Source organism: Pseudomonas sp. H3(2019), from assembly GCF_007713465.1.
Taxonomy (GTDB): Bacteria; Pseudomonadota; Gammaproteobacteria; order Pseudomonadales; family Pseudomonadaceae; genus Aquipseudomonas.
This window is the reverse complement of record NZ_VMSG01000001.1, coordinates 218,560-230,061: the sequence shown is the minus strand read 5'-3', so window position 1 is coordinate 230,061 and position 11,502 is coordinate 218,560. Positions and strand designations below refer to the sequence as shown.

The following is an 11,502-nucleotide window of genomic DNA, read 5'->3' as shown; positions in this document are numbered from 1 at the left end:
CCGTCGTCAGTCGCGCGCTAAAAGGCGCGGGGCAAGCTCTTTGAGAGCGCGGCGATAAACCTCGCGCTTGAATGTCACCACCTGGCCCAACGGATACCAATAACTGACCCAGCGCCAGCCATCGAATTCCGGTTTACCGGTCAAATCCATCCGCACCCGCTGCTCATTGGAGACCAGGCGCAGGAGAAACCATTTCTGTTTCTGGCCGATGCACAGCGGTTGGCTGTGCGTTCTGACCAGGCGTTGCGGCAAACGATAGCGCAACCAGCCCCGGGTGCAGGCGAGAATTTCAACATCTTCGCGCTCCAGACCCACTTCTTCGTTCAACTCGCGGTACAAGGCGTCTTCCGGCGTCTCCTGAGGGTTGATACCACCTTGAGGAAACTGCCAGGCATCTTGATTGATACGGCGAGCCCATAGCACCTGGCCGGCATCATTCGTGAGAATGATCCCGACATTGGGGCGGAAACCATCGGGGTCGATCACGGCAACAACCTCGCAAACGCATGTCGTCGCATTGTTCCACAAAGGTTGTGAAGGCGGCAACGAAGCTTCCTACGTTATGTGCACTCTTGTGAAAAGACCGTATTCTGGAGGCCTTTTTACAGACTTTTCAGCGAGTAACTGCAAATGCGTCTGGCTTTATTCGACTTGGACAACACACTTTTGGGCGGCGACAGCGATCACGCGTGGGGCGATTACCTGTGCGAACGCGGCTTGCTCGATGCCGTCGCCTACAAAACACGCAACGACGAGTTCTACCAGGACTACCTGGCCGGCAAGCTGGACCAGGCCGAGTACCTGAACTTTTGCCTGGAAATCCTCGGCCGTACCGAGATGACCCTGCTGGACGAATGGCATCGCGACTACATGCGCGATTGCATCGAGCCGATCGTATTGTCCAAGGGACTCGAGTTGCTGGCCAGGCACCGGGCGGCCGGTGACAAACTGGTGATCATCACCGCCACCAACCGCTTCGTCACAGGTCCCATTGCCCAGCGTCTGGGCGTTGAAACCCTGATTGCCACCGAATGCGAAATGATCGACGGCCGCTACACCGGACGCAGCACTGACGTGCCGTGCTTCCGTGAAGGCAAGGTGACGCGCTTGAATCGTTGGCTGGAAGAGACCGGCATGTCGCTCGAAGACAGCTATTTCTATAGCGATTCGATGAATGACCTGGCGTTACTGGAGGAAGTGGCAAACCCGGTGGCCGTGGACCCGGACCCGAATTTGCGCGCCGAAGCACAGAAACGCGGCTGGCCAGTGATCACTCTGCGCGACTGAATACACAGTAACCGATCGTTCCCACGCTCTGCGTGGTAACGCCTCCTGTGACGCTCCGCGTCACCGACGCGGAGCGTCGAGGGCTGCATTCCCACGCAGAGCATGGGAACGATCAGTAGTCAGACCGGCTTGGCGTCCATCAACCCGGCAATCGCGATAAAGCAGACAAAACTGAACAGTGCCAAGGCGAAGGTAAATTTGCCGTTGCCTCCCGGCATAGTGCGCAGCTTGTTCAGCCGCACCAGCAGCCAGAACACCGCCAGCGCGCCGACGGCGTAGATCAGGCTGGAAGCCAGAATCCAGGTCTGCCCCAGCGGCCAGCCTACCAGATGCACCATCCCCCATCCCGTAAATGGAATGCTCAGCAACGCCAGGCCCATCACCAGCCAGACAAACACCCGTGGCCGCTGCAAGATGCGCGCGGGCGCCGTCGCGTCACCGTTGCGGCGCGTGCGCCAGACCCAGATCGCCAGACCCAGCGCACCGACCAGCAACAGCACCGCTGCCAGGACATGGGCCACTTTCAGGGCGGTTAACGTTTCCATGGTTCGATCTCCTTATAGATTGCCTATCAGCGTAGACGCTCAGCCGAGGAACAGCTTATACGCCGGGTTGTCGCTCTCATCCCAATACGGGTAACCGATTTCTGCCAGCGCCGCCGGCACCAGATGACGCTCTTCATGCGGCACTTGCAGACCGGCGACCACCCGACCATCGGCCGCGCCGTGGTTGCGGTAGTGGAACATCGAGATGTTCCAGCGCCCGCCGAGCTTGTTGAGGAAGTTGAACAACGCTCCAGGACGCTCCGGGAACTCGAAGCGCAACACCACTTCGTCGACGACATGCGCCGCACGACCGCCGACCATGTGGCGAATGTGCAACTTGGCCAGCTCGTTGTCGGTCAGGTCGAGCACCGGGAAGCCCTGCTCGGTCAGACTGGCGAGCAGCGCACTGCGCGGATCGTTTTCCGGGTGCGTCTGCACCCCAACAAAGATGTGCGCTTCGCTGCCGGTGTTGTAGCGGTAATTGAATTCGGTGATCTGGCGTTTGCCGATGGCTTCGCAAAACGCCTTGAAGCTGCCCGGTTTCTCCGGGATCGTCACGGCGATGATCGCTTCACGACCTTCACCCAGCTCGGCGCGCTCGGCGACGTGGCGCAGGCGGTCGAAGTTGACGTTGGCGCCGGAGTCGATGGCCACCAGGGTCTGCCCGGTTACACCGCGCAACTCGACGTACTTCTTGATCCCCGCTACGCCCAAGGCGCCGGCAGGCTCGGTGATCGAGCGGGTATCGTCGTAGATATCCTTGATTGCCGCACAGATCTCATCCGTGCTGACGGTAATCACCTCATCGACGTAATCCTTGCAGATGTCGAAGGTGTGCTGGCCGATCTGCGCCACCGCCACACCATCGGCAAAGAGCCCGACGGTCGGCAGAACCACGCGCTCACCGGCCGCCATGGCCGCTTGCAGGCAGTTGGAGTCGTCCGGCTCGACGCCGATGATCTTGATCTCGGGCCGCAGGTACTTCACGTACGCGGCGATCCCGGCGATCAGGCCGCCACCGCCCACCGGGACGAAAATCGCATCAAGCGGGCCCGGGTGCTGGCGCAGAATCTCCATCGCCACGGTGCCCTGCCCGGCAATGGTGTGCGGATCATCGTAAGGGTGGATGTAGACGTAACCCTTTTCGTCGACCAGTTTCAGCGAATAGGCCAGGGCTTCCGGGAAGGAATCCCCGTGCAGTACTACTTTGCCGCCGCGCGAACGCACGCCTTCGACCTTGATCTCGGGGGTGGTCTTGGGCATGACGATGGTCGCTTTCACGCCCAACACCTTGGCCGCGAGCGCCAGGCCCTGCGCATGGTTACCTGCCGAGGCGGTGACCACGCCACGGGCGCGCTCTTCATCGCTCAATTGGGTCAGCTTGTTGTAAGCGCCGCGAATCTTGAACGAGAACACCGGCTGCAAGTCTTCGCGCTTGAGCCAAATAGTATTGCCCAACCGCTCGGAGAGCTGGCGAGCAGTCTGCAATGGGGTTTCTACGGCAACGTCATAAACGCGCGAGGTGAGGATCTTTTTGACGTACTGTTCGAGCATCGGAAAGCATCACTGAGCGAGTTGGGCAGGGCCAAGGAGTCTAACCCGGCTTTTGCCCGTGCGACCACACTAAACAGGTGGTTTTAAGGCCGTCGGAAAAGATCGCAGCCTTCGGCAGCTCCACATGTCAGTGAGCGCGCCATAGGAGCCGCCGCAGGCTGCGATCTTTTGACCTGCCAATCGGGCAATGACCTTCCCTGCCCCGCAGCCTATAATGCCGGCCTTCAGTTCCCCTTGCCCGCTTTCGGAGCCAGCATGACCCAGGATCAACTCAAACAGGCAGTGGCCCAGGCCGCCGTCGATTTCATCCTTCCAAAACTCGACGACAAGAGCATCGTCGGGGTCGGCACCGGCTCCACTGCCAACTGCTTCATCGACGCACTGGCCCTGCACAAGGGCGCGTTCGACGGCGCGGTTGCCAGTTCCGAAGCCACCGCCGCACGCCTCAAGGGCCATGGGATTCCGGTGTATGAGCTCAACACCGTCAGCGACCTGGAGTTCTACGTCGACGGCGCCGATGAAAGCGATGAGCACCTGAACCTGATCAAGGGCGGTGGCGCCGCCCTGACCCGCGAGAAGATCGTTGCAGCCGTGGCCAAGACGTTCATCTGCATCGCCGACGCCAGCAAACTGGTGCCGGTCCTGGGCACTTTCCCACTCCCGGTCGAAGTGATCCCGATGGCCCGCAGCCACGTGGCCCGCGAGCTGGTGAAACTGGGCGGCGATCCGGTTTACCGTGAAGGTGTACTGACCGACAACGGCAACATCATCCTCGACGTGTTCAACATGCAGATCACCAACCCGGTCGAACTCGAGACTCAAATCAACGCCATCGTCGGCGTGGTCACCAACGGCCTGTTCGCTGCCCGTCCGGCAGACTTGCTGCTGCTCGGCACGAGCGAAGGCGTGAAGACCCTGCGCGCCCAATAAGCCCAATACACAATCAAAACTGTGGGAGCGAGCCTGCTCGCGATAGCGGTCGGTCATTCAACATCGATGTTGAGTGTGCTGGCCTCATCGCGAGCAGGCTCGCTCCCACAGGGGTCGTGTGGTGTTGATCAGGGTTGTGGTGGCTTTTTGAAGACGTAAAACAGGTTGGGCTCGCTGACCAGGTACATAGTGCCGCTGCCGTCCATGGCGATCCCTTCTGCTTGCGGCACTGTCTTCTGCAAGCCCTGACGCCCCTTGCTCAGTGACATCGTGCTTAACGGCCGACCGTCGACATCCAGTTCCAGCACCAGATGCGACTCATCCGACAGCGCCAGCAAATGGCCGCTGCGCTTGTCGTATTGCAGGCTCGACAGGTCGCGCACGAACAACCCGGCATCGCGCTCGGGGTTGTTGATCACGTGCACCGCATAGGACTTCTCCGGGTTGTAATGCGGGAAGCCCTGCACTTCGTAGATCAGCATCGGGTCGCGCTCCTTGGCGACGAACAGCCGCTTGCCCACCGAATCGTAGGCCACGCCTTCAAAGCCCTTATTGCTGTTCATGTGCACGCCAAGGGTCAGCTGCTCGGCCTCCGCAGCGTCCAGAAACGTCGTTTGATCCTTCAGATGAATCTTGATCAGGCGCTGCTGATATTCATCGGTGATCACATAGGTATCAGCACTGATGAATTCCACCGCTTCCGGGTCGCCAAAGCCGATCAGCGTCACGCGGCGCAGGATTCGCCCGTCGAGGGACAGTTCGAGCAATTCGGGGTTTTGATTGGTCACGGTGAACAGGCTGTTGCGCACAGGATCGAAGGTCAGTGCCGAAACATCAGCGGCCAGCCCTTCGATGACCTTCGCCTCGACAACCACCTGGTAATCGTTGAGTGCCATGGACGGGCCGTCGGCCGGGTGCAACCAGGCTTGCAGGTTGAACCAGCCGCGCTCGAACAAACAATAATGCTGCCCGGCCGCGCCCAACGCCACGACTGCAGCGAAGAGCACGATCAGGGCCCGGCTTTGTGGTTTAGCGAACACTGCTCTTGAAGCTGCCGGCGCCTGGCAGTTCCAGCACCAGCTCATCGCCAACGTTCAGCGGGCCGACGCCAGCCGGCGTGCCTGTCATGATCACATCACCGGCTTGCAGCGAGAAGCAGCCCGCCATGTACTGGATCATTGGCACGATCGGGTTGAGCATCAAGCTGCTGTTGCCGTCCTGGCGAACTTCACCGTTGATGGTCAGGCGAATACCGATGTCGGTCAGGTCCGGGAAGGTGCTGCTGACCACGAACGGCGCCAGCACGCAGGCGCCGTCGAACGACTTGGCGATTTCCCATGGCAGGCCTTTGGATTTCAGCTCGGCCTGTTTGTCGCGCAAGGTCAGGTCCAGCCCCGGCGCAAACCCGGAGATCGCGTCCAGCACTTCTTCGCGGCTTGGCCTGGTCGACAACGGCTTGCCGATCAACACGGCGATTTCCGCTTCATAGTGGACTGAACCACGCTCGGTCGGAATCGCAAAACCACCTTCCAGCGCGACCACGCAACTGCCCGGCTTGATGAACAACAGCGGCTCGGTCGGCACCGGGTTATCCAGTTCCTTGGCGTGTTCGGCGTAGTTACGCCCGATGCACACCACTTTCCCGACCGGGAAATGAATACGTGTACCGTCGACATACTGGTGCTGATAGCTCATTACCGACTCCTGCCTTATTGATTCATCAGGGACAGCGACTTCAAACAGCGAAGATTTTGCCCGGGTTCATGATGCCGTTCGGGTCGAACACCGCCTTGACCGCTTTCATGTACTCGATCTCAACCGGTGAACGGCTGTAGGTCAAGTAATCACGCTTGGTCATGCCCACGCCGTGCTCGGCCGAGATCGAGCCGTTGTACTTCTCGACGGTTTCGAACACCCACTTGTTGACGGTCGCGCACTTGGCGAAGAACTCGTCCTTGCTGAGGTTCTCTGGCTTGAGGATGTTCAAGTGCAGGTTGCCGTCGCCGATGTGACCGAACCAGACGATTTCGAAGTCCGGGTAGTGTTCGCCGACGATCGCGTCGATTTCCTTCAGGAACGCCGGGACTTTCGACACAGTGACCGAAATGTCGTTCTTGTACGGCGTCCAGTGGGAAATGGTTTCGGAAATGTATTCGCGCAGCTTCCAGAGGTTTTGCAGTTGGGATTCGCTCTGGCTCATCACGCCATCCAGCACCCAGCCCTCTTCGACGCAGTGTTCGAAGGTTTCCAGCGCATGGTTGGCTACTTCTTCGGTGGTCGCTTCGAATTCCAGCAGCGCGTAGAACGGGCAATCGGATTCGAACGGTGCCGGTACGTCGCCGCGTGCGAGGACTTTGGCCAGCGCTTTGTCGGAGAAGAATTCGAACGCAGTCAGGTCGAGCTTATTCTGGAAGGCGTGCAACACCGGCATGATCGAGTCGAAATCGGCGGTGCCGAGGACCATCGCGGTGAGGTTTTTCGGGGCGCGATCAAGGCGCATGGTCGCTTCGACCACAAAACCCAAGGTGCCTTCGGCGCCGATGAACAGCTGACGGAGGTCGTAACCGGTAGCGTTCTTGATCAGGTCGCGGTTCAGTTCCAGCAGGTCGCCCTTGCCAGTCACGACTTTCATGCCGGCGACCCAGTTACGGGTCATGCCGTAGCGAATCACCTTGATCCCGCCGGCATTGGTGCCGATATTGCCGCCAATCTGGCTGGAACCTGCAGAAGCGAAGTCCACCGGATAGTACAAACCGTGCTCTTCGGCGCGGTTTTGCAGTTGTTCCGTGACCACACCTGGCTGGCACACAGCAGTACGATCGGTCAGGTTCACGTCGAGGATCTGGTTCATATAGTCGAAGGAAACCACCACTTCGCCATTGGCCGCCACGGCAGCAGCCGACAGCCCGGTGCGTCCGCCAGACGGTACCAGCGCAATCTTGTGCTCATTCGCCCAACGGACGATGGCCTGGACCTGCTCGGTGGTCTTGGGGAACACGATGGCCGTCGGGGCCGGGGCGAAATGCTTGGTCCAATCCTTACCATAAGCATTCAGGGAGTCGGCATCGGTCAGCACCTTGCCAGGCTCAACCAGGGTCTTCAGCTCTTCAATCAGGGCGGGATTGGTCATCGACAGAACTCTCGAACAATTCATGGTCATCCTGAGTACGCTTCACGTCGCAGGAATGAGTGTTTGCGGGGTGCATATGCTAGCATACCGCCCCCGCAGGATAGTGCCCAAAGGCTGTTCTGTGGCGACGGCGTTCCTGCCGTCCGGGTCAGCGTCTGCTGACTACTTCCCTGCCATTTTTCTCCGGGACACAGGTTTACGCAGATGAGCAAGACTTCTCTCGATAAGAGCAAGATCAAGTTCCTTCTTCTCGAAGGCGTCCACCAATCGGCTGTCGACGTCCTCAAGGCGGCGGGCTACACCAGCATCGAGTACCTGACGGGTTCTCTGCCGGAAGCCCAGCTGAAGGAAAAGATCGCTGATGCGCACTTCATCGGCATTCGCTCCCGCACTCAACTGACTGAAGAAATCTTCGATCACGCGAAGAAACTGGTGGCTGTAGGCTGTTTCTGCATCGGCACCAACCAGGTCGACCTCAACGCTGCTCGCGAACGCGGCATCGCTGTCTTCAACGCTCCGTACTCCAACACCCGTTCGGTGGCCGAGCTGGTGCTGGCTGAAGCGATCCTGTTGCTGCGCGGCATCCCTGAGAAGAACGCTTCCTGCCACCGTGGCGGCTGGATCAAAAGCGCGGCCAACTCCTTCGAAATCCGCGGCAAGAAGCTGGGTATCGTCGGTTACGGCTCGATCGGTACTCAACTGTCGGTCCTGGCTGAAGGCCTGGGCATGCAGGTGTACTTCTACGACACCATCACCAAACTGCCACTGGGTAACGCCACTCAGGTCGGCAATCTGCACGAGCTGCTGGCGATGTCCGACATCGTCTCGCTGCACGTACCGGAAACCGCCGCTACCCAGTGGATGATGGGTGAGAAAGAAATCCGCGCCATCAAGAAAGGCGGCATCCTGATCAACGCCGCTCGCGGCACCGTGGTCGAACTGGACGCCTTGGCGGACGCGATCAAGGACCAGCACCTGATCGGCGCGGCCATCGACGTATTCCCGGTGGAGCCACGTTCCAACGAAGAAGAGTTCGAAAGCCCGCTGCGTGGCCTGGACAACGTGATCCTGACCCCGCACATCGGTGGTTCCACTGCCGAAGCACAGGCCAACATCGGCCTGGAAGTCGCTGAGAAACTGGTCAAGTACAGCGACAACGGTACGTCGGTGTCCTCGGTCAACTTCCCGGAAGTGGCCCTGCCGGCTCACCCTGGCAAGCACCGTCTGCTGCACATTCACCAGAACATTCCGGGTGTACTCAGCGAGATCAACAAGGTCTTCGCCGAAAACGGTATCAACATTTCCGGTCAGTTCCTGCAGACCAACGAGAAAGTCGGCTACGTCGTGATCGATGTCGACGCCGAATACTCGGACCTGGCGCAAGAGAAGCTGCAGCACATCAACGGCACCATCCGTTGCCGCGTGTTGTTCTAACGCTCAAGCGTCAATAAAAAGGGAGACCCTCGGGTCTCCCTTTTTCATGCCTGGAAAAAACTTACTTTACAGTCACGGTGATTTTTTTCGAGAGAATCGGCGGATCGAACGGCACGTGGTTCTTGTCGCCCAGCTCCAGTTGCAAGGTGTGCTTGCCTGGGGCCAGTTTGATGTCGGCTTCGGTTTGCGCCTTGCCGAAGTGCAGGTGGTTGGCGTCCGCCGGAATCGGCATGTTCTCGGCCGGCAACTTGTCGACGTCGATCAGCAGGTGATGGTGACCGGTGTGTGCGGTCTGATCACCGGCCGGAGCCAGAGCAATGCCCTCAACCGCGAATCTTACCTTGAACGACTCACCCACCGTGGCACCGTCCGCCGGAGAGACGATATACACCTTCGCACCCGCAGGGGCCTTGGTGCGGGGGACGTCCGCGGCACTCGCCAGCATCGAAGCGCTGAGCATCAGACCGGCGAGAACTGCACGTGACATAAAGGTTTTCATTCTTTTCTCCAGTTTTGAACTTAATCTTTACGGTTGTGACAACTTCATAGCGATTCGTTGTCGAAGCACCTCAACACCATAGCAAAGCGCACCGAAACAGCGCGCCGCACATAATGAACTCAAGGAGTGACCATGCGCTTTCTGCCTGGCCTGACACTGTTGCTGCCCCTTGTGAGCCCTTTTGCTCACGCTGAACTGATCGACGATGTAAACGACCGTGGCGAGTTGCGCATTGCGCTTGAAGCCAACACGCCACCCTTCAATTTCAAGGAAGACGGCAAGCTCAGCGGCTTCGAAGTCGAACTGGGCCAACTGCTGGCCAACGAACTGGATGTGCGCGCCGACTTCGTTGTCACCGATTCAACCGATCTGTTGCCGGGGGTCGAGAGTGGCAAGTACGACGTCGCCATCAACCACATAGCACTGACTGCGGAGCTCAAGGATCGTTTCGACTTCAGCGAGCCTTACAGTTATTCAAGCGCACAATTGATCGTGCGCCAGGAAGAACAACGCCCGCTCGGCACTTTGCAGGCACTCAAGGGCCAGGCCCTGGGCGTGGCGCAAGGCAGTCAGTTCGTCGAACAGGCGCGCGGTGTTGAAGGCATTGACCTGCGCAGCTATCCCGATGCGCAGCAGCCGCTAAAGGATGTGGCTGACAAACAGATCGACGCAGCCATCAGCGATCGCTTGCTGATCCCCTACGCCATCCGCGACAGTCGTTTGCCGGTAAAAGAAGGGGCCAAGGTCGGTCCGACCTTGAGCCTGGCGATACCGTTTCAGAAAGGTAACCCGGCATTCCAGGCCAGCCTCGACCGGGCCCTGCAACGGATCAAGGCGGACGGCCGATTGATGACGCTGTCGGAGAAATGGTTCGGCATGGACGCGAGCCAGCCGCCGAAACCTTGATATAGAAATGATCGCCCCCACGCTCTGAGTGAGAACGATCAATGTCTTAGGACAATACTGCCAATGCGAGCGCAGCCTCAGGCAACTCCAGCTCGCTGAATACCAGCACCCCATTGCGAATCAACAAGGCGGCAGTGACGCCCTCGCCGCTGACTTTGACCCCACTGAAGGTCCCGTCATAAGTCAGCCGATTGCCGCAGGACGGACTATTGGCCTTGAGCACGGCGATGCGAATGGCGTGTTTTCGGACCAGGTCCAGAGCCTGATGGGCGCCCGAGAGAAACTCGGCACTGACGTCCTCGCCCTCAGTCGTCATGACCCGCGCAGTACCGTCGAGCACCTGAACGCCCTGCCCACCCGGAATCTCGGCGGCGGCCCGTGGCGTTGGCAAACCGCCCGCGACTTCCGGGCACAAGGGGATCACCCGACCTTCAGCGATCCACTGTTCCAGCTGATTGAACGGCCCGCTGGCCTCGCCGTCGTAACGCACGCGATGGCCCAGCAGACAACGACTCACCAGAATTTTCTGCATGATCAGAATGGCTCGTCGCCGCGCCGGCGAAACCAGCCCGTCAATGACAGGCGCTCGCGGGTCGCGGGCAGGACTTCATGGGGCACCTCGCCCGACAGGAACACCACCAGGCAACCTCCAGTGGGTACCACATCGTGCTCTCTGCCCTCCTCCAGGTACATCCGCAACTGGCCGCCATGCTCCGGCAGCCAGGCTTCATTGAGGTAGATGACCGCCGACACCATGCGCCGGTCGTCGTCGCGAAAGCGGTCGACGTGCTTGCGGTAGAACGCGCCCGGCGGATAAAGCGCGAAATGGCTCTCGAAATCCTCAAGACCGAGAAACAACCCACGGTTCATCGCCTCACGCAGGCTGTCCATCAACCCCAGATAGCTGTCGCAGGCCTCGTCTTGCCCGGGCTCAAGCCACTGAATATGGTCGCCACGAATGCCTTCGCGAATCTCCGAGAAAGGCCCGCGCCCCACTGCCGCTGGCGCCAGTTCACCCTCGGCTGCACGTTTACGGCACTCAGCCGCCAGTTCCAGGGTCAGAGCCTGGGGCAGGAAAATATTCTGCTGCGACCAGCCATGTGTAGCCAGGTCGTCGACGATACGTAACAGCAGCGGGTGATCAGAGGGTATTTGCATGGCGCGCATAGTATTCCTGCGCCAGAAAATCCGACAGAGCCGTGTAGCGGAGGATTGTC

The 11,502-nt window shown here is 59.6% G+C and carries 13 protein-coding genes; 4 read left to right on the top strand and 9 right to left on the bottom strand.

The annotated features are described in order from the left end of the window. Window positions 1-6: 6 nt before the first annotated feature. On the bottom strand, window positions 7-486 hold the full coding sequence (locus FPT12_RS01130) for an RNA pyrophosphohydrolase (RefSeq protein WP_008064982.1): 480 nt from the start codon (window positions 484-486) through the stop codon (window positions 7-9). 144 nt (window positions 487-630) lie between these two features. Between FPT12_RS01130 and FPT12_RS01125 the strand changes: the two genes are divergently transcribed. Next, complete coding sequence (locus tag FPT12_RS01125) at window positions 631-1,287, top strand: HAD family phosphatase (RefSeq protein WP_145014268.1); 657 nt, start codon at window positions 631-633, stop codon at window positions 1,285-1,287. Between the two features lie 119 nt (window positions 1,288-1,406). Here the strand turns inward: FPT12_RS01125 and FPT12_RS01120 are convergent, their stop codons facing one another. Both FPT12_RS01120 and ilvA read right to left on the bottom strand, forming a co-directional pair. Next, window positions 1,407-1,832, bottom strand: coding sequence for a DUF2269 family protein (locus FPT12_RS01120; RefSeq protein WP_145014267.1), 426 nt, complete (start codon window positions 1,830-1,832; stop codon window positions 1,407-1,409). Between the two features lie 39 nt (window positions 1,833-1,871). After that, window positions 1,872-3,386: a threonine ammonia-lyase, biosynthetic gene (gene ilvA / locus FPT12_RS01115; protein WP_145014266.1), complete on the bottom strand. Its 1,515-nt coding sequence runs from the start codon at window positions 3,384-3,386 to the stop codon at window positions 1,872-1,874. Between the two features lie 255 nt (window positions 3,387-3,641). Here ilvA and rpiA point away from each other — a divergent pair, with 255 nt between their 5' ends. Next, complete coding sequence (rpiA, locus tag FPT12_RS01110) at window positions 3,642-4,316, top strand: ribose-5-phosphate isomerase RpiA (protein ID WP_145014265.1); 675 nt, start codon at window positions 3,642-3,644, stop codon at window positions 4,314-4,316. A gap of 128 nt (window positions 4,317-4,444) precedes the next feature. Here rpiA and FPT12_RS01105 read toward each other — a convergent pair whose 3' ends face one another. The 3 genes from FPT12_RS01105 to FPT12_RS01095 are packed head-to-tail and all read right to left on the bottom strand — an operon-like array spanning window position 4,445 to window position 7,446. After that, window positions 4,445-5,356: an SdiA-regulated domain-containing protein gene (locus FPT12_RS01105; protein WP_371922471.1), complete on the bottom strand. Its 912-nt coding sequence runs from the start codon at window positions 5,354-5,356 to the stop codon at window positions 4,445-4,447. Beyond that, window positions 5,346-6,011: a fumarylacetoacetate hydrolase family protein gene (locus FPT12_RS01100; protein WP_145014263.1), complete on the bottom strand. Its 666-nt coding sequence runs from the start codon at window positions 6,009-6,011 to the stop codon at window positions 5,346-5,348. Before FPT12_RS01100 ends, FPT12_RS01105 begins: the two co-directional genes overlap by 11 nt. Window positions 6,012-6,051: 40 nt before the next feature. Continuing rightward, the gene (locus FPT12_RS01095) at window positions 6,052-7,446 is read right to left on the bottom strand and encodes an FAD-binding oxidoreductase (RefSeq protein WP_145014262.1); all 1,395 of its coding nucleotides are present in this window, start codon (window positions 7,444-7,446) and stop codon (window positions 6,052-6,054) included. A gap of 204 nt (window positions 7,447-7,650) precedes the next feature. On the opposite strand from FPT12_RS01095, the gene serA reads away from it, so the two are divergent. Further along, a complete protein-coding gene (gene serA / locus FPT12_RS01085; protein WP_145014261.1) occupies window positions 7,651-8,880 on the top strand; it encodes a phosphoglycerate dehydrogenase in 1,230 nt (409 codons plus the stop codon). Window positions 8,881-8,941: 61 nt separating this feature from the next. Here the strand turns inward: serA and FPT12_RS01080 are convergent, their stop codons facing one another. After that, window positions 8,942-9,379, bottom strand: a complete 438-nt coding sequence (locus tag FPT12_RS01080) for a DUF4399 domain-containing protein (protein WP_145014260.1) — start codon at window positions 9,377-9,379, stop codon at window positions 8,942-8,944. Between the two features lie 132 nt (window positions 9,380-9,511). On the opposite strand from FPT12_RS01080, the gene FPT12_RS01075 reads away from it, so the two are divergent. Further along, window positions 9,512-10,285: a transporter substrate-binding domain-containing protein gene (locus FPT12_RS01075; RefSeq protein WP_145014259.1), complete on the top strand. Its 774-nt coding sequence runs from the start codon at window positions 9,512-9,514 to the stop codon at window positions 10,283-10,285. A 46-nt stretch (window positions 10,286-10,331) separates the two neighbouring features. On the opposite strand, the gene FPT12_RS01070 is transcribed toward FPT12_RS01075, so the two are convergent. Both FPT12_RS01070 and FPT12_RS01065 read right to left on the bottom strand, forming a co-directional pair. Further along, window positions 10,332-10,817 (bottom strand): DUF523 domain-containing protein, encoded by a 486-nt coding sequence (locus tag FPT12_RS01070; RefSeq protein WP_145014258.1) that lies wholly within the window; start codon window positions 10,815-10,817, stop codon window positions 10,332-10,334. Between the two features lie 2 nt (window positions 10,818-10,819). After that, the gene (locus FPT12_RS01065; RefSeq protein WP_145014257.1) at window positions 10,820-11,452 is read right to left on the bottom strand and encodes a 2OG-Fe(II) oxygenase; all 633 of its coding nucleotides are present in this window, start codon (window positions 11,450-11,452) and stop codon (window positions 10,820-10,822) included. Window positions 11,453-11,502 lie beyond the last annotated feature (50 nt).

Bases quoted from the DNA above. Each gene is read 5' to 3' on its own strand.
- FPT12_RS01075 (WP_145014259.1), top strand. From the start codon at position 9,512: ATGCGCTTTCTGCCTGGCCTGACACTGTTGCTGCCCCTTGTGAGCCCT.
- FPT12_RS01080 (WP_145014260.1), bottom strand. From the start codon at position 9,379: ATGAAAACCTTTATGTCACGTGCAGTTCTCGCCGGTCTGATGCTCAGC.
- FPT12_RS01070 (WP_145014258.1), bottom strand. From the start codon at position 10,817: ATGCAGAAAATTCTGGTGAGTCGTTGTCTGCTGGGCCATCGCGTGCGT.
- FPT12_RS01065 (WP_145014257.1), bottom strand. From the start codon at position 11,452: ATGCGCGCCATGCAAATACCCTCTGATCACCCGCTGCTGTTACGTATC.
- FPT12_RS01120 (WP_145014267.1), bottom strand. From the start codon at position 1,832: ATGGAAACGTTAACCGCCCTGAAAGTGGCCCATGTCCTGGCAGCGGTG.
- FPT12_RS01095 (WP_145014262.1), bottom strand. From the start codon at position 7,446: ATGACCAATCCCGCCCTGATTGAAGAGCTGAAGACCCTGGTTGAGCCT.
- FPT12_RS01100 (WP_145014263.1), bottom strand. From the start codon at position 6,011: ATGAGCTATCAGCACCAGTATGTCGACGGTACACGTATTCATTTCCCG.
- FPT12_RS01125 (WP_145014268.1), top strand. From the start codon at position 631: ATGCGTCTGGCTTTATTCGACTTGGACAACACACTTTTGGGCGGCGAC.
- ilvA (WP_145014266.1), bottom strand. From the start codon at position 3,386: ATGCTCGAACAGTACGTCAAAAAGATCCTCACCTCGCGCGTTTATGAC.
- rpiA (WP_145014265.1), top strand. From the start codon at position 3,642: ATGACCCAGGATCAACTCAAACAGGCAGTGGCCCAGGCCGCCGTCGAT.
- serA (WP_145014261.1), top strand. From the start codon at position 7,651: ATGAGCAAGACTTCTCTCGATAAGAGCAAGATCAAGTTCCTTCTTCTC.